The following is a 23,068-nucleotide window of genomic DNA, read 5'->3' as shown; positions in this document are numbered from 1 at the left end:
AAGTGGAGGCGCCATGGAACAAGACGACAAGAAGTTGTTTGTACTGGATACCAATGTGTTACTGCATGAACCCTTAGCCATCTATTCGTTTAAGGAGCATGATGTCGTAGTCCCCATGACTGTCCTTGAAGAGTTGGATCAGATCAAAGACAGGAAAAGAGATATCAGTCGAGATGCCCGAGTCGCCATTCGCGCATTGGAAGACATACTCGGTGGACAGACAACCCCGGAAGAGATCGTCAGCGGGGTGACCTTGCCCAAACGTGAAGGGCACGGTGACGCAGTAGGTTCCCTCTCTATCTTCCCCGACCATCAACTCGAATTTACCCAGGCATCCCTGCCCGGCGACAACAACGACAACCGCATCATCAACACCGCCCTGCATCTGCAGAACCAGTTTGCCCCGCGCCACGTGGTACTGGTGACCAAAGATATCAACATGCGTCTCAAGGCCAAGGGTGCCGGCATCAACCTGGTCGAAGACTATCGAACCGACCAGCTGATCGACGACATTCGTTTCCTCACCAAAGGCTTCCACCAGTTCGAGGGGGATTTCTGGGCGCGTAAGGAACATGTCAATACCGAGACCCAGGGGCGCCATACGGTGCACCGTGTGCCTGTTAAGGAGGTGGGCGAAGAGAACTTCTATACCAACCAATTCCTTATCGACCAAGACTCTAACTTCTGCGGTAGAGTACTGAGCAACGACGACCAAGATCTGGAGATATTGGATCTCGGCCGGGACCGTTTGCTTAATCTTGATGCCTGGGGCATCAAGCCCAAGAACATCTATCAGGGGATGGCGATGCAGGCGCTGCTGGATCCCGACATCGATCTGGTGATCCTCACCGGCCCCGCAGGTTGTGGTAAGACACTGCTGGCCATGGCGGCGGCCCTGGAGATGGTGGTAGAGCGCGGCCTCTACGACAAGGTGATCGTGACCCGCAACACGCCGGAGATCGCCGAGTCTATCGGCTTCCTGCCCGGCACCGAGGAGGAGAAGATGGCGCCCTGGCTGGCGGCCATTACCGATACCCTGGAGGTGCTGCACAAGCATGACGTCAATCCCAGCGGCAGCATGAATTACATCATGGACAAGGCCAACATACAGTTCAAGTCGATCAACTTCATGCGCGGACGTTCGATACAGAACTCTGTGGTCCTGCTGGATGAGTGTCAGAACCTGACCGCCTCGCAGATCAAGACGATGATCACCCGTATGGGCGAGGGGACTAAGCTGATCTGTAGCGGTAACCTGGCGCAGATCGATTCTAACTATCTGACGGCGGTGACCTCGGGGCTTACCTATATCGTCGAGCGCTTTAAAAACTTCGATGGCAGTGCCAATGTCTACCTCAATGGTGTGGTGCGTTCTCGCCTGGCAGAGTTTGCCGAGGAAAACCTCTAGCCGCCCATGCGGTGACCTAAGCGGTGATCTAAGATAAAAGGCTCCTTGGCGGAGTCTTTTGTCTAAAGAAGGGGCGATCTTGGGGGCCTGAGTAAACTCTTCGGCCCTGTGCCAGCCTGACGACTGAGATCATTCTGGCAAAAGCGACTACCCTTTGTATTCCATTGGGCCGGCTTCCTGATACTATATGCAGAATATGATGCGCCGCTCAGGGGAAGCCCAAGGGCAGATGCTTGTTTTCAAAGGTAATCAATGAAGTCGATAGAGCCGGACTTACAGCTTAAGTCTCCGATTCAAAAAAACTACAATCGCGCGGTTTTCTATACCTATATCGGCGTGATCATCATGGCGTTGCTGACGGCCTGGATCTTCTTCGAGCGCCAAAAGACCCAGATGATGGAGCAGCGCGAAGAGCTGGTCGAACGTCACGTGTTGCAGATCGACCTCCTGTTGGAATCCAGTATCCGCGCAGTGAAGAGCCTGCGCAACGTGGCGGTGGATCACCTGCGTCTTGGGGAGCTGGTGCGTACCGAGCGACTGCCCCAATATGAGAAGTTCAACGAGAGCGGCCAGTTCTTCACCCTTGAGCCCAGCTATGCCCAGAGCGGCAAGCCCTTCACCAACATGGGGCGGATCACGGGGGCGGGTTCCCTCAATGGCCGCAGCGACAAGTTTTATCAGGAGCTGGAGATGCTGTTCGAGCTCTCCCTCTCTTTCCCGGTCGCCAGACAGGCGGCGCCCAAGGCCTCCTCTATCTACTACATCTCCAAACACAGGATGATGTCTTACTATCCCTGGCCCTCGGACGAACAGCGTTTTCGTGACGAGCTGCTGAAGAAGCAGCAGTTCCAGCTGGTCACTCCCGCCATGAACCCGCAGCGCAGCGTAGCCTGGAGCCCCGCCTATGTGGAGCCCAACGGCAAGGGGCTGCTGACTACTGTGGGCGTGCCTATCTATCTGGAAGATGAGTTTATCGGCTCCATTAACCTGGACATGACCCTCTCCTCCTTGGATAAGCAGATCCGCCTCTACTTCAAGATGCCGGGCACGGTGATCCTGCTGGATCAGCAGAACAACATTCTCTCCCACAGCGATATCGACGCCGCCGACATCAACCGCGTCTTCCATATCAGCCAGAAGATCCCCTCGGCGCTGCACTCGGTGCCCGAGTCTGAGCTGTTCGACGCCCATGAGGGGATCATGCGTAACGGCTACTATATTCACTCGGTGGCGCTGCAAAACGCCCCCTGGCGTCTGCTCTATCTGCAGGACGAGAATGAGCTGTTTAAGGATTCCTGGGAAAAGCTTGAGCTGACCTTCCTGCTGGTGGTGATCGCCCTGTCTGTGCTGGTGACCATAGTGCACTGGCAGACCCGTCGATCCTTCGTGAATCCGGCCTCGCGCCTGTTATCGCACCTAGAGGGCTGCTCGCAGGAGCCGCGTAAGCCACCGGCCAAGATCACCCTGGGCTGGGAGCCATGGTTCCAGCTGGTGAGCCGTATCTTCGAAGAGAACCAACAGTATACCCGCCACCTGGCGGAGCAGAACCGTCGCCTGGATAACCTGGTGGCGCGGCGCACCGAGCGTCTCAAGGAGACCACGGAGCGGCGCGAGCGCGAGTACGCCCTGTTGCGATCCCTGCTGGACTCCATCCCAGAGGCGATCATCTTCAAGGATAAAGAGGGTAAATACCTGGGCTGTAACAAGTCCGCCGAGCGCATGTTGGGTTATACCGAGAGCGAGATGATAGGTCAGGACTCACAGTCGATGACCAGCAACGAGCAGTCGATGCGGATCCGCGCCGAAGATGAGCGGGTGCTGTCCGAGCGTACGCCGCTGAGGTATCAGGAGAAGGTGGAGCTGGCGGGCAAGCCGGTGCTGCTGGATACCCTCAAGCTGCCTTTCTACAACCGCCGTGGCGAACTGCTGGGGCTTATCGCCGTGTGGCGTGACGTGACCCGGGAATATGAATCCGCCGAGCAGCTCAGGCTGTCGGAGGAGCGTTATCACCTGGCGATGGACGCGGTAGAAGATGGCCTGTGGGACTGGTATCTGGATTCTGAGCAGATCATCTGTAATCCGGCCTACTACTCTATGCTCGGCTATAAGAGCAACGAATTCCCGGCCCTGGTGTCGACCATTGACGAGCTGGTGCATCCGGACGATCGCATTCGGGTGCAGGAGTACCGCGAGCAGTATCTGGCGGATCCTATCGGCGCCTACGACATCGAATTCCGTATGCGCGGCAAGAGCGGCATGTACCATTGGGTACTCAGTCGTGGCCGTGTAGTGGAGTTCACCTCGGACAATCAACCTAAGCGTATGGTGGGTACCCACAAGGATATTACCCGCCACAAGAGCAACGAGGTGGCGCTGCTGGAAGCCAAGCAGGACGCCGAATCGGCCAACCTCTATAAGAGTGAGTTCCTGGCTAACATGAGCCACGAGATCCGCACGCCGATGAACGCCATCATAGGCATGTTGCAACTGGCCAGCCGTACCCAGCTGACGCCGCAGCAGGCGGATTATCTGGATAAGGCGGGCTTCTCGGCCCAGTCACTGCTGCGCATCATCAACGACATCCTCGACTTCTCCAAGATCGAGGCCGGTAAGCTGGAGTTGGAGCGGGTTGCCTTCCCGCTGGATAAGGTGCTGGACCACGCCCTGGACCTCAACGCCCTCAAGGCGCAGGAGAAGGGCGTCGAGTTGCTGCTGTACGCCCCGGTGACCGCCGGGCTGATCCTCGAGGGGGATCCCCTGCGTCTGGGACAGGTGCTGATCAACATGCTCAGCAACGCAGTCAAGTTTACCCAGAGCGGCGAGATCGAGCTGGGCTGTGAAGATGTGGGCGAGCGGGATCATCGCATCACCCTCAAGTTCTGGGTGCGCGATACCGGCATAGGGATCAGCAAGGAGCAGCAGGCAAGCCTGTTCGACGCCTTCGCCCAGGCCGACGGCTCGACCACCCGCAAGTATGGGGGGACGGGTCTGGGTCTCTCCATCAGCAAACATCTGGTCTCCATGATGGGCGGCACCATGCAGGTGCAGAGTGAGCTGGGGGTCGGCAGTACCTTCAGCTTCACCATCAGCTTCGAGATCGCCGAGGAGGCCGAGGTGAAACCCCTTATCGTGCCCGAGGTGATCGGCAACCTGAAGACACTGGTAGTGGATGATAACCCGACGGCGCTGCAGATCTACTCCACCGCCATGCGCGATTTCCACTTCGACGTGGATACCGCTTCTAACGGCGCCGAGGCCCTGTACAAGCTGGAACACAGGCCGGTGGATCTCCTGCTGCTGGATTGGATGATGCCAGAGATGGACGGGGTCGAGGTGATCAAGGCGCTGGACGCCATGGTGGCCGACGGTCGCCTGGAGAAGCGTCCGGTGATCATCATGATGACCGCCTATGCCTCCGAGCCGCTTAAGGAAGATCTGGACGATCTCGACATCTACGCCATGTTGCAGAAACCCTTCAAGGCCTCGGCCCTGTTCGACGAGATCATCGCCGCCTTCATCGACAAGCCTAAGATCAATCCTGCGGCGGCCCTGCCGGAGCAAGGCAGCGCCGCGAGTACTGGCTCGGGGCAGATCCTGCTGGTGGAAGATAATTTCATCAACCAACAGGTGGCGACCGAGCTGCTCAAGAGCGCGGGTTACGAGGTGGATGTGGCCGAGAATGGTCAGGTGGCCCTGGATATGGTGGACGCCAAACAATATGACGCCGTGCTGATGGATATTCAGATGCCTGTGATGGACGGTCTGACGGCCACCAAGGAGCTGCGGAAGCGTTTCTCCAAGGAGGAGCTACCTGTGATCGCCATGACGGCCCACGCCATGTCGGGGGATCGCGAGAAGAGTCTGGCGGCGGGCATGAACGCCCACATCACTAAGCCTATCGTGCTCAACGAGTTGTTCGATACCCTGACGCAGTGGATAGTGCGTCACTAATCGGACAATGAGCTAGTGCCTGCGTATGAAGGGGCCTTGGCCCCTTTTTTGTGTCTGTTACTCCATTGACCGCGAGGCAGGAAGGGCTAACAGGCCGAGTGAATTATTTGCACTTGAGCCAGAAGTGAGACCTGTTAAGCTAAGCGACTGATAATCACGAGACGCATAATATTTGAACAACTAAGTCTCCCATCATAAGTCTCAGCAAGGAGATAACATGAGACCCTCTACACTCGCCCTGGCCCTTGCCTTAACCCTAGTCCCGACGGGCTCCCTGCTCGCCGCCGAAAATAGCGCTAAGGTGATCAAGAGCAGCCAGGCTGCCAAAGGCTTTATTAACCTCTTCTATCAGCAAGGTTCGGGTGATCTCTACCTGGAGGCGACACGTCTCAATCAGCCATTTTTGCTGGTTACCAGTCTGCCCCATGGCGTGGGCTCTAACGACATCGGCCTGGATCGCGGCCAGCTGGGGATGACCCGCCTGGTGCAGTTTGAGCGCCACGGTCCCTATATCATCCTCAAGCAGCTCAACACCCGTTACCGGGCGACCACAGACAGCGATGCCGAGCAGCGGGCGGTAAAGGAGGCCTTCGCCGAGTCTGTGCTCTGGCGCGGCAAGCTGCTGGCGGGTAAGCGGGCGCTGGTGTCGATCAATGATCTTGTGCTGCGCGACCTCCACGGCATCAGCGAGACACTGGAACAGACCAAGCAGGGTCACTATCAGCTGGAGCGGGATACATCGCTGATCCTGCCTAAGGGCGTGAAATCCTTCGAGCGTAACAGCGATGTTGACGTGTTGCTTACCTTCAAGGGCGCCAAGGCCGGGCCCCAGGTGGCCCAGGTCACCCCGGATGGCAAACAGATGTCGCTGCGGATGCGCTACTCCTTTGTCGAGTTGCCGGACGACAACTATAGGCCCAGGGCCTATCACCCCAACAGCGGCTACCTGTCCGACGAATATCTGGATTACGGCACAGCAATCGACAGCGATATCGTGCAGCGTCATCTGCTGCGTCACCGCCTGCAGAAGGTCACTCAGGGGGATGCGCCCAGCGAGGTGGTAAAACCTATCATCTACTATCTGGATCCCGGCGTGCCCGAGCCCATTCGTGGAGCCCTGTTAGAGGGGGCCCGCTGGTGGGAGACCGCCTTCAACGAGGGGGGCTTCATCAACGGCTTCAAGGTGGAGCTGCTGCCGGAAGATGCCGATCCCCAGGACATTCGTTACAACGTGATCCAGTGGGTACACAGGGCGACCCGCGGCTGGTCTTACGGCAGCGCCATCGCCGATCCCCGTACCGGTGAGATCATCAAGGGCCATGTGACCCTGGGCAGTCAGCGTGTCAGACAAGATCACCTCATCGCCCGAGGCCTCACCGCGGGCTGGCAGGACAGAGAGGCGGCCGCCCAGGCGGTGACTGAGCTCTCACTGGCACGTATTCGCCAGCTTTCGGCCCATGAGGTGGGCCACACCTTAGGCCTAGATCATAACTTCGCGGCGTCGAGTAACGATAACGCCTCTGTGATGGATTACCCGCACCCTAAGGCGACCCTAAAGGGCGACAAGATAGATATCTCCGCCCCCTATGATGAGGGCGTAGGTGCCTGGGATAAGTTTACTGTGGCCTATGGCTATGGTCAGTTTAGCCAGGAAGATCAACAGGCTAAGTTGACCGAGTTGATGCAGGCAGTGGAGCGCCAGGGGCTGAGGTATATCGGCGAGGCGGATTCGCGCCGCGCCGGTGCCAGCCATGCCTACGCCAGCCTGTGGGATAATGGTCAGGATCCTGTCGCCGAGCTGAGCCGTCTGGCCAGGGTGCGCGAGGCGGCCATCGAAGGCTTTAACGACGCGGCCCTGCTGCAAGGCCAGCCCTATGGTGAGCTGCGCGACGCCTTCGTGCCCGTCTATCTGCTGACCCGTTATCAGATCGCCGCCGCAGCCAAGTTTATCGGTGGCACCGACTACAACTACTCCACCCAGGAAGGCGGACGCAGCTGGCACTATATGGCGCCTGAGCTGCAAAAGAATGCCCTCGATGCCCTGCTACAAGGTCTGAGTGTGGAGGCCTTGGCGTTGCCAGCCAGGGTGACCGATGCCCTGGTGCCTAAGTCGGGCAACTATGGTGCCACCCGTGAGAGCTTCGATAGCGCCACAGGCGTGGTGATCGATCCTATCGGCATGGCCGAGGTGCTGAGCCGTCACACCTGTGGGCAGCTGCTGCAGCCGATGCGACTCAATCGCGTCAATCAGGGCTACTTCGCCGATCGAGAGCAGCTCTCCGTCGTCACTCTGGTGAATAAGCTGCTGGCCAGGACAGTGTTTAGCGATGCCCCTAACGGCGCTATGCAGGGGGTATGGATGCGGGTCAATGCCGTGGTACTCGATGCCCTGTTAGCCAGTTATCATGACAAGATGAGTTCGCCTGAGGTGAAGGCCCAGCTAGCGGGTCGTCTGGCCTTCGCCCAGAAACAGCTCAGCCGCCTGGTAAAACGCAGCAGCGACTATGAGTCGGCGCACTATCAGTGGCTGCTGGATGGTGTAGAGAAGGGACTGAAAGATAGCAAGCACAAGCTGATCGACAAGCCGCTGGCCATGCCGCCGGGCTCGCCCATCTAAACTCGTCAGAAGCGCTTCTGAGCGAAAATGGTATCTAGCTAAAAGCCCCGCATCACGGGGCTTTTTTATGGTCTGAAATTGTCGACTCAGCTTCTAGTTCAGGCCTGGTTCTGCGCCCGGTGGGCTAGAGGCGCTGCACCGAATCGAGGAAGTTGCGGGCGGTCTGTTCTTCGCGGCTGGACTGATAGCCAGCCACTAGCAACAGCAGGTGATCGTCGACGATATAGATATGCTGAATCAGGCGAGTCTCGTCCTTGGGCAGACGCATCTCAACCTCGTAGCCACGCATGCCGTTGGTATTGATATAGCCCTTGCTGAGGATCATATCCTCGAAAATGCTGGCCACTTCAGGCCCCGCCATGGCGGTGTATTTGTCCATTGAAAGGGTCTGTTGACCTTTCCTGTTTATTTCTGCAGCAGTGTGTAGGCGGTTTATACAAGGCAGAGACTGTGCGGTGTAGTTACTCTACATAAACAGGTAATAACGCAGTAGAAATCGCCTACAAACGCTGCCCGTGGGGTTCATCTAAACACATCTTGTACTTTGTTGTTCGTCACTCGCATAGCACCACTATGCTGCATGGCTCTCGCCGCGTGCAAAATGCGTTTAGATTGAACGGAAATTAAACCTGAAAGATAAACAGACCCTTGGGCAAGAACTCCAAGTCCTCTGGTTCTATACGCTCCATGGATGACTTGAAACTCATCACGAACATGGTGAGTTTGTCCTCTCTATTTTTCTGGGTATTGAGCGACTCGAATTCCACCTGGGCGTTTTGCTTGTGCAGCACCTTAGCTTCTGGCAGCAACTTGAGGCTCACTGGCACCGAGGTGAGGCGATAGGTTTCCAGCGGGTAAGGGGCAAACCAATGTTGGTAGCCGAAATAGAGTGCAGCCACCAGGGCCGCCAGTTTGATCAGGTGCGACATGCTTATTTCCTTGTCTGCTTAGCCCTGGGCTAAGGGGTTATCCGTAACGCTTCTATCTGTTTGACTTAGCTTATTAGGGCGCATTGCCCTTAGGCCAGTGTACCCGTCGGATCGCCAAGATGGCAAATTTTCAACCTGGGAGAGTACCATGCAAAAAGTGTAACAATTTGCAAGTCTTACTGTGACCTTGTTCAAAAAATGTGGGGTTTAGGTTAGTATATTTGTTAGCTAATTGTGGTCAATAAGATTGGAGTACATGATGAAGTTGTTAGCCAGCACGACCTTAGCTTTAGCCTCTCTACTAGTTACTACCCAGGCGTTTGCCGAGAGACCGGATTTCTCTAAGACCGCCGCGGCAAGGGCCGATTATCGCTTTGCCGACAACCCTGTTGCGAAACAGAATCAGGTGCCGCTTTCGAGCAGTCGTCATGATTTTTCCAAGACGACCGCCGCCAACAGTGAGTATCATTTTATCGACAATTCACCCGCCGATGAGACCGAACTCGAGCCGAGAACGACTCAGCACGATTTCTCGCGCACGGAAGCGGCCAGGAAACAGAGCTAAAGCATTTTTGATCTTGTGAAGGAGCCGTTTAGGCTCCTTTTTTTATGGCAGTTTTCGTGGCGTTAGCCAGCCCTTTGAGCCAGATGCCTGAGCTAGCAGTTTGAGCTAGCAGGCTGAGTCAGTGATTTGCCTCGGCATGATCTTGGCTCTGCCGTGCCTCCTGGCGCATCAGCTTACGGCCCTGGCGGTAGGCGTCCAGGATGCCTATGAGCCAGCCTAGGATGAAGGCCCAGGTGGCAGCCTCGATCCAGAAGGCCTCGCTGCCCTGAGTGACCTGGCTGATGGCGGCGTAGATGGCGCCAAACTCCAGTGGCAGCTCACCCGATAGGATCTGGTCCGACACTGTCACGGCGCGATTGACCGCCTGGTACAAGAGGTAGGCGAGACCGCTCAGGCTAAGGCAAGAGATCAGCGTCCCTGCGTTGTAGCGCTTGAGGTAGAAGTGGCCCGAACCTGGGCAGACGAAGGCCGAAAGCAGGGTGGCGATGATGGCTTTATTCATAATGCTCGCTTGTTAATTGAATCTTACCTGTTGGCGCTATTCGAGGTCGATGCGTCTGATGGCGGCCCTGAGATGCTCCGCCTTGGCGCGCATCGCCTCGGGCGCACTGTCTCCGTGGGCGGCGAGCTGACTCTCAATGCCGCTCAGCTCCTGTACCAGCCAGCCGCGCACCATCACATAGTAGCGTGAATCCGTGCCGTAGCGGGCGATCACCTCCAGATGCTGCGGCGATGGGCTGGCGATCGCTTGTTGCAGCACCTGCACCATGGCCCCCAGGGCTTGTTGCTCCGCTTGTTCTTGGGCTTGGATTTGAGTTTGGGATTGGCTGGGCATGTTGGCGCAGCCCGTCATCAGGCATGCGACGAGCAGGCTGGCAGCGAATAAGGAGAGCAAAAGCAGACGAGCCATAGGCGTATTCGACTCAGTGATTTATGGGATGAGTCTGATAATAACAGCTCTTTTGGGTCTGTTTAGTTTTCAGGTTTAAATTTTGTTCTCTCTAAATGCGCGCAGTTCATTGTAGCGGGCCAGAAAAAACCACCGCCTCGAGGCGGTGGTCAGCAGATTGGCATGCTAGTTCTGTTTCGCGCCTTCATCTATCCAACGTTTGATGAGGGCGATCTGCTCGCTGCTGAGGGGCTTTCCTTCGCCTTGCGCAAATTTATCACTGTGGTGGGGGGGCATCTGGATCTTGCTGTCGACCTTATGGTCGATCGCCAGATAGAGGGTGCTGGAGGCGGAGCTGCCGGGAACCACGACGGGGCCAAGCTGGGTACCGCGCATCACGCCCTGATAACTATCCAGTGCCAGATGGGTTTTTGCCATGCCTTCGCCTGCACCCGAATGACAGCTGATGCAGGAGGCGTTGAGTATGGGCTGTACTTCGGATGAGAAGCTCACCGGCCGCTCACAGCCCAGTAGCACCGTGGTGGCCAATGCTGCCACCAGTAACAGGCGCCTGTCGATGGAGTGATGAGCATACATAGTATCCTCCCAATAACCTTGTTTTAAGTACGGTTTAAGTATAGTCCTGAGAGGGAGAATCCTCCTGCGCGATGAGTGAGACAAGGCGCCTGTGGTGAGCGGGTGTAAATCCAGCTTGCCGCTAATCCGAGATGAACCAAAGAAAAAGCCCGACTCTCTCGAGCCGGGCACGCCGGGAAGCGAAATGGAAAGGGCTTATTGCGCCTTAGGCACCTTGATGCCGAAGATCAGGGTGTAGGCCACCGGCAGCACCACCAGGGTGAGCACAGAGGCGAAGCCCAGGCCGAAGATGATGGTGATCGCCATGGAGCCGAAGAAGGCATCCGGCAGCAGGGGGATCATCCCCAGCATGGTAGTGATCGCCGCCATCAACACGGGACGCACACGGCTCACCGAGGAGTCGAATACCGCGCGGTAGGCTTCCTTACCCTGGCTCAGCTCCAGGTTGATCTGATCCACCAGGACGATACCGTTCTTGATGATCATCCCGGTCAGACTCAGCAGACCCAGCAGTGCCATGAAGCTGAAAGGGGCGTCGAACAGCAGCAGGCCAGAGACCACACCGATCAGCGCCAGCGGCACGGTAAACCAGATCACCAGAGGCTGTCTGACCGAGTTAAACAGCAGCACGGTTATCAGGAACATCGCCAGGTAGCCAAGTGGGATCGAGCTAAATACCGACTGCTGCGCCTCGCTGGAGGTCTCATATTCGCCGCCCCATTCCAGCTCATAGCCGGCAGGCAGGCTGATGGCCTCGACCTTGTCACGTAACTTTCTAAACACAGAATCTGCAGTCTCGTTGCTGCCGTTCACCGGGTCGGCGAGCACAGAGAGCACCCGCTTACGGTCGCGGCGCATGATCAGCGGATCTTCCCACTCAGTGGTGAAGTCGCTGACCACCTGAGAGATGGGCACGAACACATTGTTTTCCGTGCTCCACACCTGCAGCGCCGAGATGCTGTCGGCATTGAGACGCTCATCGGCCGGTGCCCGGGCGATAATCGGCAATAGGTGGCTGTTCTCACGATACAGGCCGACATGCTTGCCACTGAAGTTGGTCAGCAGGGCATTATCCAGGTCTTGCTTGCTAATGCCGGTTTCGCGGGCCTGAGCCAGCGCCAGCTGTGGACGTACCAGGGTCACCTGATTACGCCAGTTGTGGCGCACGCTGGTGGCGCTCGGCTCGGCGAGGAAGATCTCGCTCGCCTGCTGGGCCAGCTGCCTCAGCACTTCTGGGTCTTCACCGTAGAAGCGCGCCTCGATCTTGGCCGCCGGGCTGGGGCCATTCTCCATATACTTGAAGCGATATTCCGCCTCGGGATAGTGCTGTACCAGGTCCTGTTCCAGCTTACGCATATAGGCGTTGAGGGTCTCGAGATTGGTCATCTCGATCAGCAGCTGGCCATAGGCGGCGTAGCCCTTCTCCGGCACATAGGGCAGCACGAAGCGCTGGGCGCCCTGGCCGACCACACTGGTGATGTTTACCAGGCCGAGATCCTGTTTCTCCTGCTCCGCCATCAGATCCTGCTCGATACGACCCAGCAGCGCCTCGGTGGCCTTGATGTCGCTGCCCTCCGGCATCCACACATCCACGAAGAAGATAGGGGTGTTAGAGGCCGGGAAGAAGACGTTCTTCACCTGACCGAAGCCCATGACCGAGCCCACCAAGGCCAGCAGCACGACCAGCAGGGTCAGGCCGCGAAAACGCATCGCCAGGCCTAGGCTGCCGCGATAGAGCTGGAACAGCCAACCCTTGTAGGGGTCGCTATCCGCCTCATCGGGGATCTCGCCATCCTTAAACAGCAGATCGCAGAAGAAGGGGGTCAGCGTCATGGCGGTGATCCAGCTGATAAACAGGGAGATCAGCAGCACCAGGAGCAGAGAGATACAAAACTCACCGGTGGCGTTGTCCGACAGACCGATAGGCGCGAAGGCGATGATGGCAATAACCGTCGCCCCCAGCAGTGGCCACTGGGTCTGGGTGATCACCTGCTTGGCGGTCTCCAGACGCGACTGACCGCGCTTGAGGCCTATGATGATCCCTTCGGTCACCACGATGGCGTTATCCACCAACATCCCCAGGGCGATGATCAATGCCCCCAGCGAGATGATCTGCAGCTCGATATTGAGCACCTTCATCATGATGAAGGTACCGAGTATGGTGAGCAGCAGCACCAGCCCCATCAGCAGGCCAGATCTCAGCCCCATGAAGATCAGCAGTACGCCGATGACGATGGCGATCGATTCCGCCAGGTTCACCAAAAAGCCGTTGATGGTCTGATCCACCATCTTGCTCTGGTCATAGACTGTGGTCAGCATCATGCCCACCGGCAGCTCGTCGCTCAGCGCCATCATCTTCTGATTGACGGCCTCGCCCACCTTGACCACGTTCACGCCGCTGGAGAAGGCAATGCCCACAGACAGCGCCATGTCGCCGCCGCTGTGATACAGGTTGCTCGGGGTCTCGTCCATCGCCTTGTAGATGTTGGCGATATCCCCCAGGTAGATCAGCTTGGCGCTACCTGGCGCACTCACCACCAGGCGTGATAGCGCCTCGACGCTGTCGAACTCACCCGTGGGGTGGATGCGGATGCGGTTGTCGCCCACGCGAATGCTCCCCGCGTTAGAGACCACGTTCTGGCTGTTAATCAGGCCATAGATATAGTCCTGATTAAGGCCTAAGGCGTTGATCTTCTGAGTGGAGATCTCCACTACTACCTGTTGATCGACGATACCGGCGATGTTGACGCGCTTGATCCCATCGACCAGCACCAGCTCGCGGCGCAGAAAATCGGCGTAGTTTTCCAGCTCGCGTTCGCTGTAGCCATCGCCGCTGAGGTTGAGCAAAATGCCATAGACGTCGCCGAAGTCGTCGATCACCTTAGGCGTCATGGCGCCGCTGGGCAGCTCTCCCAGGGTATCGCTCACCTTACGGCGCACTTCGTCCCAGATCTGCGGCAGCTTCTCGGCGTCATACTTGTCTTGCATCTCAATCTGGATCTGCGACAGGCCGGCGCTGTTGATTGAGGTGATATGTTTCACCCCATCTAGCTGTTGCAGTGCATCTTCCAGAGGCAGGGTGACCTCTTCCTCCACCTGCTCCGGTGAGGCGCCAGGGTAGGCAGTGACGACCAGTGCCTCTTTAATGGTAAATTCGGGAAATTCCAGCTGCCCCAGGCTCATGAACGACAGGCTGCCACCTATGAGGAGCAGCAGGGCAAACATCCAACTGACCACCTTGTGGGTGATCGAATACTCGGCAAAATTCATCGGTTAAACACCTCGTTGCCAGCGCAGAGGCTTGACCTGCTGATTCTCGTGTAGCTGGGCCACACCGGCAACCACCACGCGGTCACCTACCGCCAGCCCCTGGGTGATCTCTATCCCCTGACTGGTCACCTTACCCAGGCTCACCTTGCGGGCGCTTACCTGGCCCGTGCCCAGATCATAGGTCCAGACTATCTGCTCACCGTCTTGATCTCGCTTGAGCACGGCGCTCGGCGGCACTATGGCGCTCTTCTTGTCGGCATCGGGACCGGCGATATCCAAGATCAGCTGGGCGCTCATGCCCGGCAGCACGCTAAACTCGGTCGGAGTCGGCAGGGTAAACACCACCTCATAGCTCTGGGTGCCCGGAGTCACCTGAGTGGCAAACTCTTTCAGGCGCGCGGCATACTGCTGCTCCGGGTGATTGCTAAAGGTCACCATGGGCAGCGAAGGCGAATGTGGGTTAAAGGAGGTCACACTGCTGGCCAGCGACTCGGGCACCTGGATCACCACGTCGATGAAGCGATCTTTCTGCAGCACCAGAACCGGCTGGTTGGCCTGTACTATCTGAAAATTCTCTATCTTGGTCTTGGCGACCGTGCCGCTGAAGGGCGCCTTGATCACCGTATAGCTCAGCTGATCCTGGGCGCTGGCCAGGTTGGCGGCGCTGGATTTCAGCTGGGCCTTGGCCAGGTCATATTCCGCCTGGGAGATCAGTGCCTGACGCAGCAGCTCGCCCTTACGATTAAAGTCGGCCTGGGCCAGTTCATGATCCGCCTCGCGGTTGAGCAGCTGGTTGCGTGCGTCTCTGTCGTCGAGACGCGCCAGCACCTCGCCCTTGGTGACGCGCTGGCCATCCACCAGAGAGAACTCGACCAGCTGACCGGATAATCTGAATGACAGTTCCGCCTGCTTGGTGGCGGCGACCTTGGCGGGGAAGCTTCTCAGGGTGCCGCTGCCCAACTCGGTGATCTCCAGCAGCTTAACGGGACGAACACTCTCGGGAGCGATCTCGGCAGATTCTGTGCTGCAACCGGCAAGTACTAGAGTTAATACGAGTAGTGAAAGTGACGTTGTAAGGGGTTTCATGTCGTAAACTCCATCATTTGTGACAAGGTGTATCTCATGGCGGCTAAGATAGCAGCGTGATACATCTATTAAAATGGAATTATATGGAATCATGAGTTCCAAAAATTGAAACTGTATTAACTTGATTTACCCCAGTGACTGTGTGCAAAGTAATAACAGAATCAGGTCTGCCGCCTGTTATTGAAGTGAGACTGTGATGAAAACCGAAGATATTGCCCTGTTCCACCGCATCGTCGAGACAGGCAGCCTGGTGGAGGCTGCCGATATTCTCAACGTGCCTAAATCGACCCTGAGTCGACGCCTGCAGACGCTCGAAGATGAGCTCAATGTTAAGCTGTTTCATCGCCAGAGTCGCGCCATGACCCTCACCGCCTCGGGCAGTCATTTCTACAATAAAACCACGCCCTTGCTGGCGAGTTTGGAGCAGACCTTCTCTGAGCTATCGGGGCAGGAAGCGGCGGTCACCGGCCATTTACGTATCTTGATCTTTCCCATTCCGGAAATATTGCATATCACCCACGCGATATTTGAGTTCATGGATCTCAACCCTGAGCTGACGGTGGAGCTCATCGTCAGTTCCGAGCCTAAAGATATGATCCGCAACAATATCGACTTGGCCTTTATGCTCGAAGATGCTTTTAACGAGAATGAGATGGTGGCGCGGCACGTCATCAGCGAGACAGTTCACTTCTTTGCCAGTCCGGAATATCTGGCGCGGGCGGGTACGCCTACTATGCCTGAAGAGTTGGATGGGCATAACTCCATTTTGTTTCGTTACCCCAACGGCAGGATCTTCAACGAAGTGCCCTTCGGAAAAGACAGAATTATCTCGGTAAAAGGCAACCTGTGTGTCAATAGCCTGGGCACCTGCTTAGAGGCCGCCTTGATGGGGCGTGGCATCGCCTTGATGCCACTGCCGATAGCGCAGGAGTATGTGGATAATGGCAAGCTGGTGATGCTATTTAAAGATATCGAGCCCTATGAGGGTAAGTGTTTCCTCGTCTATCCGTCGCGGCGTTTCATTAGCCTCGCCAGTCAACGCTTTATCGACCATGTGTTGAGGGCAATAGATGAGTGTCTTCAAAATGGTGCCTGCGATCGTGAAGCCAGGACCAAGGGGGCGATTAAGCCGTTAATTTAACGCTATTCGCCGCAGACGATTAAGCCGAAGGGCGCCAGCAGCTGACTCTGCTGCCAGGCGTCTATCATCACCCCTTCCAGCGCCACCTCGCGGGGATCCAGCCCCTCGAGGTCCACCCTCGTCAGGTTGGCGCCCCTGAGATCGAACTCCCCCCACAGCTCAGGGCTAAACTCGCCGCCGCTGAGGTTACTGCCCCTAAGCGATGCCCCGGTCAGGTTGGCGTCACGCCAACGGTTGTCGGTGAGTTCGCACTCTTCCAGTATCAGCTGCGACAGGTTGCCATAGGCGAGGTTACAGCCGGTGATCACTGCGCTGCAGAAGTAATGATTGGTGCCTATCTGGTTGGCGAAGCCGGCGCGGTAAAAGTCGGCGCCCTGCAGGTTGCAGTCTCGAAACTCGGAGCCGAAACAGCGGGCCCCGGTAAAGCGCGCCAGGTTGAGGCGACAGTCGCTGAACTTGGCGTTGATCAGGGTGGCGTAGCTAAAATCGCAGCCCAGCAGATCGCCAGGCTCGACAAACAGACACTGCTCGAAGTGGCAGTCGGTCAGGTCGGCGCGGTTAAAGCTGCAGCGCACGAAGCGGCAGCGGCGAAACTGCAGGCCCTGTAGATCCTCGCCGCCAAAGTCATGCTCAAAGTAATCTCGTTCAAGCGTCTCGTGTTGCAAATCATCCATGGCGGCCGCGCCCTCTGTTAACGCTTATAGATCTCGACATGCTTGGGCGTGGTGTCCGGCTCTGTGATGCGACTGGCCAGGATATAACAGGCGATACCCATCACGGTGTTGGTGATCGGCAGTGCCAGCAGCAGCCCCTTCACGCCGCCCAGGTAAGAGCCCAGCGCCGCCAGCGGCAGCAGGAGCAGAAACAGGCGACAGACATTAAGCACCAAGGAACTCATCGGCCTGTGGTAGGCGTTGAGCGAGGTGGCGGTGAGGATCACCATCCCCAGCGGGCCATAGGCGGCGGGCAGGGCGATGATGTAGAAGCTGAGCCACTCGATCACCTGGGGATCTTTACTGAACAACTGGGCGATAGGGGTCGCCAGTAGCATCAGCGGCAGGTAGATCAGGGTCTGGAACACCAGCACGAAACGGAGCGACAGCATCAGGGCCTCGCGGGCGCGCTCTGTCTGTCCCGCCCCCAGGTTCTGGGCGATAAAGGGCACCAGGCTGGAGGAGAGCGCCATCACGGCGATCAGCAGCACAGACTCAAGGCGGGTACCGGCGCCGAAGGCCGCCACCGCGCTGTGGTCGATGCGGGCCAGCATGGCCATTATGATGGCGTTGGCCACAGGGTTGAGCAGGTTCATCAGCGCCGCGGGCTGGGCAATATGGGCCAGCTGGCGCCAGTTGCAGTGAATGCGCTGCAGATTAAACTCGGCAAAGTCCACCAGGTTGCGCTTGATGATAAGCAGGTATCCCGACAGAGACAGGGCCACCACCCAGGAGATCAGGGTGGCGATGGCCGCGCCCTGAATTTCCAAGCGGGGGAAGGGCCCCAGGCCGAAGATGAGCAGCGGATCCAGCACCAGATTGATCACCGCCGCCAGGGCCATGATCTTGGCCGGCGACTTGGTATCTCCTGTGGCGCGCAGCCCCTGGTTGCCCACCATCAAGAGCACCAGCAGCGGCGCCCCCAGATACCAGAGAAACATATAGTCGCGGATCAACGGCAGGCTGTCGTCGTTGGCACCCAACAGGGTAAACAGCGGGCCGATAAACAGGCTGCCCAGCAAGGAGAGGGCGGCGATCAGCCAGAAGGTGATCAGCAGGGCATCGTGCAGAAACACCTTGGCCTTGGGGCTGTTGCCACTGCCGATGAGGCGGCCAAGGTTAGTCGATACCCCGGCGCCAATGCCGATGGCGATGCTGGAGACGATCAGGGTGACCGGAAAGGTAAAACTGATGGCGGCTAGGGCTTCTGTACCCAACTGGCTGATAAAAAAGGTGTCTACAAGGCTGAACCCAAGAATGGTGAGAATACCAATCAGGTTCGGGAGGCTCATATTTAGCAGTACACGACCGATTGGCTGACTGAGCAGCCCGTGTCTGTCTCTCATGTAAGTGGATTGCCTAGGTAACAGAAGGAGGGCAATTCTATCAGGAAAGGCTGATCTTTTATAAAACCCAGTTAAAAAAAATCAGATTTTTTTTGCAAAGCCCTTGGATCTGCTAAACCTTATCCCCATATATCGAACATCCCGTGGCGAAAGGTAACTCGCCGCACTTTTAATTTGATAAACCGCCAACGTTTGTTGGGCAAAAAAATCATTAGGAGAGTCCGTAGATGAATATTCGTCCATTACATGACCGCGTCATTGTTAAGCGTTCTGAAGTTGAATCAAAATCAGCCGGTGGCATCGTACTAACAGGTAGTGCAGCCGAGCAGTCAACTCGCGGTGAAGTTCTTGCAGTAGGCAATGGCCGAATTCTTGAAAATGGCACTGTACAGCCGCTAGACGTTAAAGTCGGTGACATAGTGATCTTCAACGAAGGTTATGGCGTGAAGAAAGAGAAGATCGACGGTCAAGAGGTCTTGATCCTTTCTGAATCAGATTTAATGGCTGTAGTGGAATAATCCACTCAATATCCCGTTTAACCAAAATTTTATTAAAGGATACAGAACATGGCAGCTAAAGAAGTTCAATTTGGTAATGACGCACGCGTAAAAATGCTTGCGGGCGTAAACGTACTGGCTAACGCAGTAAAAGTCACCCTAGGCCCTAAAGGCCGTAACGTAGTTCTAGACAAGAGCTTCGGCGCACCACTGATCACCAAAGACGGTGTATCGGTAGCGAAAGAGATCGAACTGGAAGACAAGTTCGAAAACATGGGCGCCCAGATGGTGAAAGAAGTTGCTTCTAAAGCCAACGACGCCGCCGGTGACGGTACCACTACCGCTACCGTACTGGCGCAAGCTATCGTAACCGAAGGCCTGAAAGCCGTTGCCGCTGGCATGAACCCAATGGATCTTAAGCGCGGTATCGACAAGGCGGTTGTCGCTGCCGTTGCCGAGCTGAAGACACTATCTCAAGAGTGTAGCGACACTAAGGCGATCGCTCAGGTAGGTACCATCTCTGCTAACTCTGACGAGTCTATCGGTGAGATCATCGCAACTGCGATGGAGCGCGTAGGTAAAGAAGGCGTGATCACCGTTGAAGAAGGTCAGGCACTAGAGAACGAGCTGGACGTGGTTGAAGGTATGCAGTTCGACCGCGGTTACCTGTCTCCATACTTCATCAACAAGCCAGAAACCGGCAGCGTTGAACTTGAAAACCCATACATCCTATTGGTTGACAAGAAGATCTCTAACATCCGTGAGCTACTGCCGATCCTTGAAGGTCTGGCCAAGACTGGTAAGCCACTGATGATCATCGCCGAAGACGTTGAAGGCGAAGCCCTGGCGACGCTGGTGGTGAACAACATGCGCGGCATCGTTAAGGTTGCTGCGGTTAAGGCACCAGGTTTTGGTGACCGCCGTAAGGCGATGCTACAAGATATCGCTATCCTGACTGGCGGTACTGTGATTGCCGAAGAGATCGGCCTAGAGCTTGAAAAAGCCACTCTGGAAGACCTGGGGACCGCTAAGCGCGTGGTTATCACCAAAGATGACACAACCATCATCGACGGTACCGGCGAGCAAGAGCAGATCTCTGCACGCGTTGCGCAGATTAAGGTACAGGCTGAAGAGTCAACTTCTGACTACGACAAAGAGAAGCTGCAAGAGCGTATGGCCAAGCTGGCCGGCGGTGTTGCAGTGATCAAGGTCGGTGCGGCTACCGAAGTCGAAATGAAAGAGAAGAAGGCTCGCGTAGAAGATGCGCTACACGCGACTCGCGCCGCCGTTGAAGAAGGTGTGGTTGCCGGTGGTGGTGTTGCCCTGGTACGCGTTGCCTCTAAGATCGGCGAAGTCGAAGTGACTAACGAAGACCAGAAGCACGGTGTGACTATCGCACTGCGCGCCATGGAAGCGCCTCTACGTCAGATCGCTACCAACGCGGGTGAAGAAGCCTCAGTGGTTGCCAACAACGTTAAGAACGGCTCAGGTAACTATGGTTACAACGCCGGTAGCGACGTATACGGCGATATGCTAGAGATGGGTATCCTTGACCCAACTAAGGTGACTCGTAGTGCGCTACAGTTCGCCTCATCTATCGCGGGTCTGATGATCACTACCGAAGCTATGGTTGGTGAGATCCCACAAGAAGCTGCTGCACCTGATATGGGTGGTATGGGCGGAATGGGTGGTATGGGCGGAATGGGCGGCATGATGTAATTCTAGCTGGTTAAAATCGTCTATAGCGGCGTTATCTTGCCACTCGTTTAGACAGCTAAACGTCGCGGTAAGATGCCTTGCTCTAAAACGATTTTTCCTACGCTAGATACTCTGCTGGTCTAACGCTTAACAGCCTGAAACCAAATAAATGAAAGCCCCGATACTTAACAGTATCGGGGCTTTTTCATAGGGAGATGATTATCCCCGGAGTATATGGATATACTAAGAGGGGATTTGCTTTGTGGTGAGAGTGAGTAGAGTTTTGTTGCCACATGCTTGTAAGGTGTTAGCAGACAGCTAAACGTCGCGGCAAGATGCCTTGCTCTAAAACGATTTTTCCTGCGCTAGAACATCTGTTCCTTAGGTCTGAGTGTTTAGTTTAATCGCTAAGAGAAAAACCTCATAAAAACCCGAGGCTGGAATCAGTGTCGGTTTTTTATGAGGTTTGGTATGCGCGTAGTTTCTTAGTAGTAAAGGTTTATTTTGATTTTTGTTTATTTAGTTGCACATTCTTTTAGCAATAGCCTCAAGCTTCTTGAGATCTAGACGGCCATTGGCCCAACCTTCAGCAAATGGGATTGTATTGGACTTCGGAAGTTTGTTTTTCTGAAGGTCTCTAACTCTTATCCTTGAAGGTAGCGCTGCACCTTCACCAACAAATATGGCTTCCTGTTGTGATAAAATAGGCAGTGCACCAACCATTCCAGATAGTCCATCAGGTAGAAAGCGTGCAACATGCTGCTGATCAGCAGAATTAGTAAGCCTTAATACAACCCAAGTGCCACATTGTGATATGACAGTACTATCCACATCAGCAGGCCTTTGGCTAACAAGCATAAGACCAATCCCATACTTTCGTCCCTCTCTCGCAATACGTCTTATAGCTCCTTGTGCTGCTGCATATTGCGCTTCTCCATGATCAGGCACATATCTATGTGCTTCTTCGCATACGAGTAGAATTGGATCTTTTTCCTTCTCTTCTTGCGTCTGAAATACTTTATATTGAAATAATAATCTAGAAATCAAGGCAGCTAGAGGGCCCGCAACTTCGTTAGGAAGACCTGAAATATCTATTATTCTAATATCTTTCTTATCCTGAACAGGAACCCCAACAAGTTGGTTTAAAACCTTGTGAAGTTTAATTTCATCTTGTTCACCTTTCCAACATTGCAGCATAAAAGAGAGTCGCTTATCTTTTCGGAGAACTCTCACCTTATCTAAGACTGATGGAATACGAGCTTTCCCTAAATCTGTAGGTGGCAATGTCTCAAGGATTTTTGTGCCTTTTTTAAAACGTCCTCCTTGTATAAATTTTATATGACTCTCAAACTCATCTAAGCAAAATGGTCTTGGTTTATCTCTATCAAATTCAAGAATGTCCGATGCGTCTTTTTTATCACAAAGTTTTGGATCATCATGGTTTTCTAGTTCTTTCAGTTCTTCGGTATCAAACTCTCTAGGACACGGTTGAACTATTCCTGCCGCAACCATTCGAGCATGCGTCAAAGCTTTTTGAACTATGTTGTTTTGGCTAGTGGCACTTTCTTCAGTTTTACCAATTATCAAACTGGTAAATTCATCGCTTGACATTAACCAGTATGGTAATTTTATTAACTCTTGCTGATCCTCACCTGCTGCGATGTTATATGCTCTATACTGTATAGCCCTTTCACTGAATGCTGCACCATATTCCCCATGTGGGTCAATTACGACTATTTGCGGAGAAAAGCTCATTTCTCCTATGTTATGCTCCAAAACACTATGAATTATTGCTGCGACAGTTCCCGATTTCCCTGAACCTGTTGAGCCCAATACTGCACAGTGCATCCCGAACATTTTGTTTATATTCGCTCTGCAAGAAGTTGACTCCGATGCGCTATATACAGCAAATGGAACTAATGGATTTACTTTCTCTTCTCGCTCACCTTCAGCTGAGCGATAAACACATGCAATCTCATCGTTTGTTAATAAAAACACACCTTGTTGAGGTAATGGATATGTCTTAATACCTCGTTTAAAGGATAATTTGGAGCTAGAGTTATTCCAACTACCTTCAGCCAGTAGCTGCACTTCCATTAATCGTTGGTCAGAATCAGTATTTATAGGCATACCAGCCTCTAGCAATTCTTCAGAGCGCATTCGAAGCATTGTCACTAAACCGAAAATAACCTTTCGACCGTAGTGGATCTTAACCATGCTGCCGATTTGGCCTATAGGATAAACTCTACCATTGAAAGTTCTGGTTAACTCTGAGATCTTACTCGAAATTTCAACTTTGATAGTCGTCCCTGAGACCTCAACAACTTGGCCTATTTTCAGCTCATCAGTTGGTGTAAACAT

The 23,068-nt window shown here is 55.0% G+C and carries 17 protein-coding genes; 7 read left to right on the top strand and 10 right to left on the bottom strand.

What is annotated here, in order from left to right; genetic code table 11:
* Positions 1-13 precede the first annotated feature (13 nt).
* The 3 genes from GNT65_RS11070 (at position 14) to GNT65_RS11060 (ending at position 7,976) form a co-directional block, all read left to right on the top strand.
* Positions 14-1,408, top strand: coding sequence for a PhoH family protein (locus GNT65_RS11070; RefSeq protein ID WP_160796183.1), 1,395 nt, complete (start codon positions 14-16; stop codon positions 1,406-1,408).
* A 252-nt stretch (positions 1,409-1,660) separates the two neighbouring features.
* Positions 1,661-5,359: a response regulator gene (locus tag GNT65_RS11065; protein WP_160796181.1), complete on the top strand. Its 3,699-nt coding sequence runs from the start codon at positions 1,661-1,663 to the stop codon at positions 5,357-5,359.
* Between the two features lie 217 nt (positions 5,360-5,576).
* A complete protein-coding gene (locus GNT65_RS11060; RefSeq protein WP_160796179.1) occupies positions 5,577-7,976 on the top strand; it encodes a zinc-dependent metalloprotease in 2,400 nt (799 codons plus the stop codon).
* Positions 7,977-8,100: 124 nt separating this feature from the next.
* Here the strand turns inward: GNT65_RS11060 and GNT65_RS11055 are convergent, their stop codons facing one another.
* Complete coding sequence (locus tag GNT65_RS11055; protein ID WP_160796178.1) at positions 8,101-8,355, bottom strand: hypothetical protein; 255 nt, start codon at positions 8,353-8,355, stop codon at positions 8,101-8,103.
* A gap of 244 nt (positions 8,356-8,599) precedes the next feature.
* Entirely contained in the window at positions 8,600-8,905 is a 306-nt protein-coding gene (locus tag GNT65_RS11050; RefSeq protein WP_160796176.1) for a hypothetical protein, read from the bottom strand.
* Between the two features lie 256 nt (positions 8,906-9,161).
* On the opposite strand from GNT65_RS11050, the gene GNT65_RS11045 reads away from it, so the two are divergent.
* Complete coding sequence (locus GNT65_RS11045; protein ID WP_244952158.1) at positions 9,162-9,470, top strand: hypothetical protein; 309 nt, start codon at positions 9,162-9,164, stop codon at positions 9,468-9,470.
* Between the two features lie 118 nt (positions 9,471-9,588).
* Here GNT65_RS11045 and GNT65_RS11040 read toward each other — a convergent pair whose 3' ends face one another.
* The 5 genes from GNT65_RS11040 to GNT65_RS11020 all read right to left on the bottom strand — a co-directional run bounded on the left by GNT65_RS11040 (position 9,589) and on the right by GNT65_RS11020 (position 15,312).
* Entirely contained in the window at positions 9,589-9,972 is a 384-nt protein-coding gene (locus GNT65_RS11040) for a DUF6677 family protein (RefSeq protein ID WP_160796175.1), read from the bottom strand.
* Between the two features lie 36 nt (positions 9,973-10,008).
* Positions 10,009-10,380: a hypothetical protein gene (locus tag GNT65_RS11035; protein ID WP_160796174.1), complete on the bottom strand. Its 372-nt coding sequence runs from the start codon at positions 10,378-10,380 to the stop codon at positions 10,009-10,011.
* 165 nt (positions 10,381-10,545) lie between these two features.
* On the bottom strand, positions 10,546-10,956 hold the full coding sequence (locus GNT65_RS11030; RefSeq protein ID WP_160796173.1) for a c-type cytochrome domain-containing protein: 411 nt from the start codon (positions 10,954-10,956) through the stop codon (positions 10,546-10,548).
* A gap of 195 nt (positions 10,957-11,151) precedes the next feature.
* Complete coding sequence (locus GNT65_RS11025) at positions 11,152-14,226, bottom strand: efflux RND transporter permease subunit (protein ID WP_160796172.1); 3,075 nt, start codon at positions 14,224-14,226, stop codon at positions 11,152-11,154.
* A 3-nt stretch (positions 14,227-14,229) separates the two neighbouring features.
* On the bottom strand, positions 14,230-15,312 hold the full coding sequence (locus GNT65_RS11020) for an efflux RND transporter periplasmic adaptor subunit (RefSeq protein WP_160796171.1): 1,083 nt from the start codon (positions 15,310-15,312) through the stop codon (positions 14,230-14,232).
* A gap of 196 nt (positions 15,313-15,508) precedes the next feature.
* Here GNT65_RS11020 and GNT65_RS11015 point away from each other — a divergent pair, with 196 nt between their 5' ends.
* On the top strand, positions 15,509-16,453 hold the full coding sequence (locus GNT65_RS11015; protein ID WP_160796170.1) for a LysR family transcriptional regulator: 945 nt from the start codon (positions 15,509-15,511) through the stop codon (positions 16,451-16,453).
* Positions 16,454-16,455: 2 nt separating this feature from the next.
* Here the strand turns inward: GNT65_RS11015 and GNT65_RS11010 are convergent, their stop codons facing one another.
* Both GNT65_RS11010 and GNT65_RS11005 read right to left on the bottom strand, forming a co-directional pair.
* The gene (locus tag GNT65_RS11010) at positions 16,456-17,127 is read right to left on the bottom strand and encodes a Qnr family pentapeptide repeat protein (protein WP_160796169.1); all 672 of its coding nucleotides are present in this window, start codon (positions 17,125-17,127) and stop codon (positions 16,456-16,458) included.
* Between the two features lie 17 nt (positions 17,128-17,144).
* Positions 17,145-18,512: an MATE family efflux transporter gene (locus tag GNT65_RS11005; protein ID WP_160796168.1), complete on the bottom strand. Its 1,368-nt coding sequence runs from the start codon at positions 18,510-18,512 to the stop codon at positions 17,145-17,147.
* A gap of 227 nt (positions 18,513-18,739) precedes the next feature.
* Between GNT65_RS11005 and GNT65_RS11000 the strand changes: the two genes are divergently transcribed.
* Both GNT65_RS11000 and groL read left to right on the top strand, forming a co-directional pair.
* Complete coding sequence (locus GNT65_RS11000) at positions 18,740-19,030, top strand: co-chaperone GroES (RefSeq protein WP_011864277.1); 291 nt, start codon at positions 18,740-18,742, stop codon at positions 19,028-19,030.
* Between the two features lie 48 nt (positions 19,031-19,078).
* Complete coding sequence (gene groL / locus GNT65_RS10995) at positions 19,079-20,728, top strand: chaperonin GroEL (RefSeq protein WP_160796167.1); 1,650 nt, start codon at positions 19,079-19,081, stop codon at positions 20,726-20,728.
* 498 nt (positions 20,729-21,226) lie between these two features.
* On the opposite strand, the gene GNT65_RS10990 is transcribed toward groL, so the two are convergent.
* Positions 21,227-23,068: an ATP-binding protein gene (locus tag GNT65_RS10990; RefSeq protein ID WP_160796166.1), complete on the bottom strand. Its 1,842-nt coding sequence runs from the start codon at positions 23,066-23,068 to the stop codon at positions 21,227-21,229.

Source organism: Shewanella insulae (assembly GCF_009831655.1).
In the GTDB taxonomy this organism is placed as follows: domain Bacteria; phylum Pseudomonadota; class Gammaproteobacteria; order Enterobacterales; family Shewanellaceae; genus Shewanella; species Shewanella insulae.
Note: the sequence above shows the minus strand (reverse complement) of the source record. Positions and strands in the feature narration are given on the sequence as shown.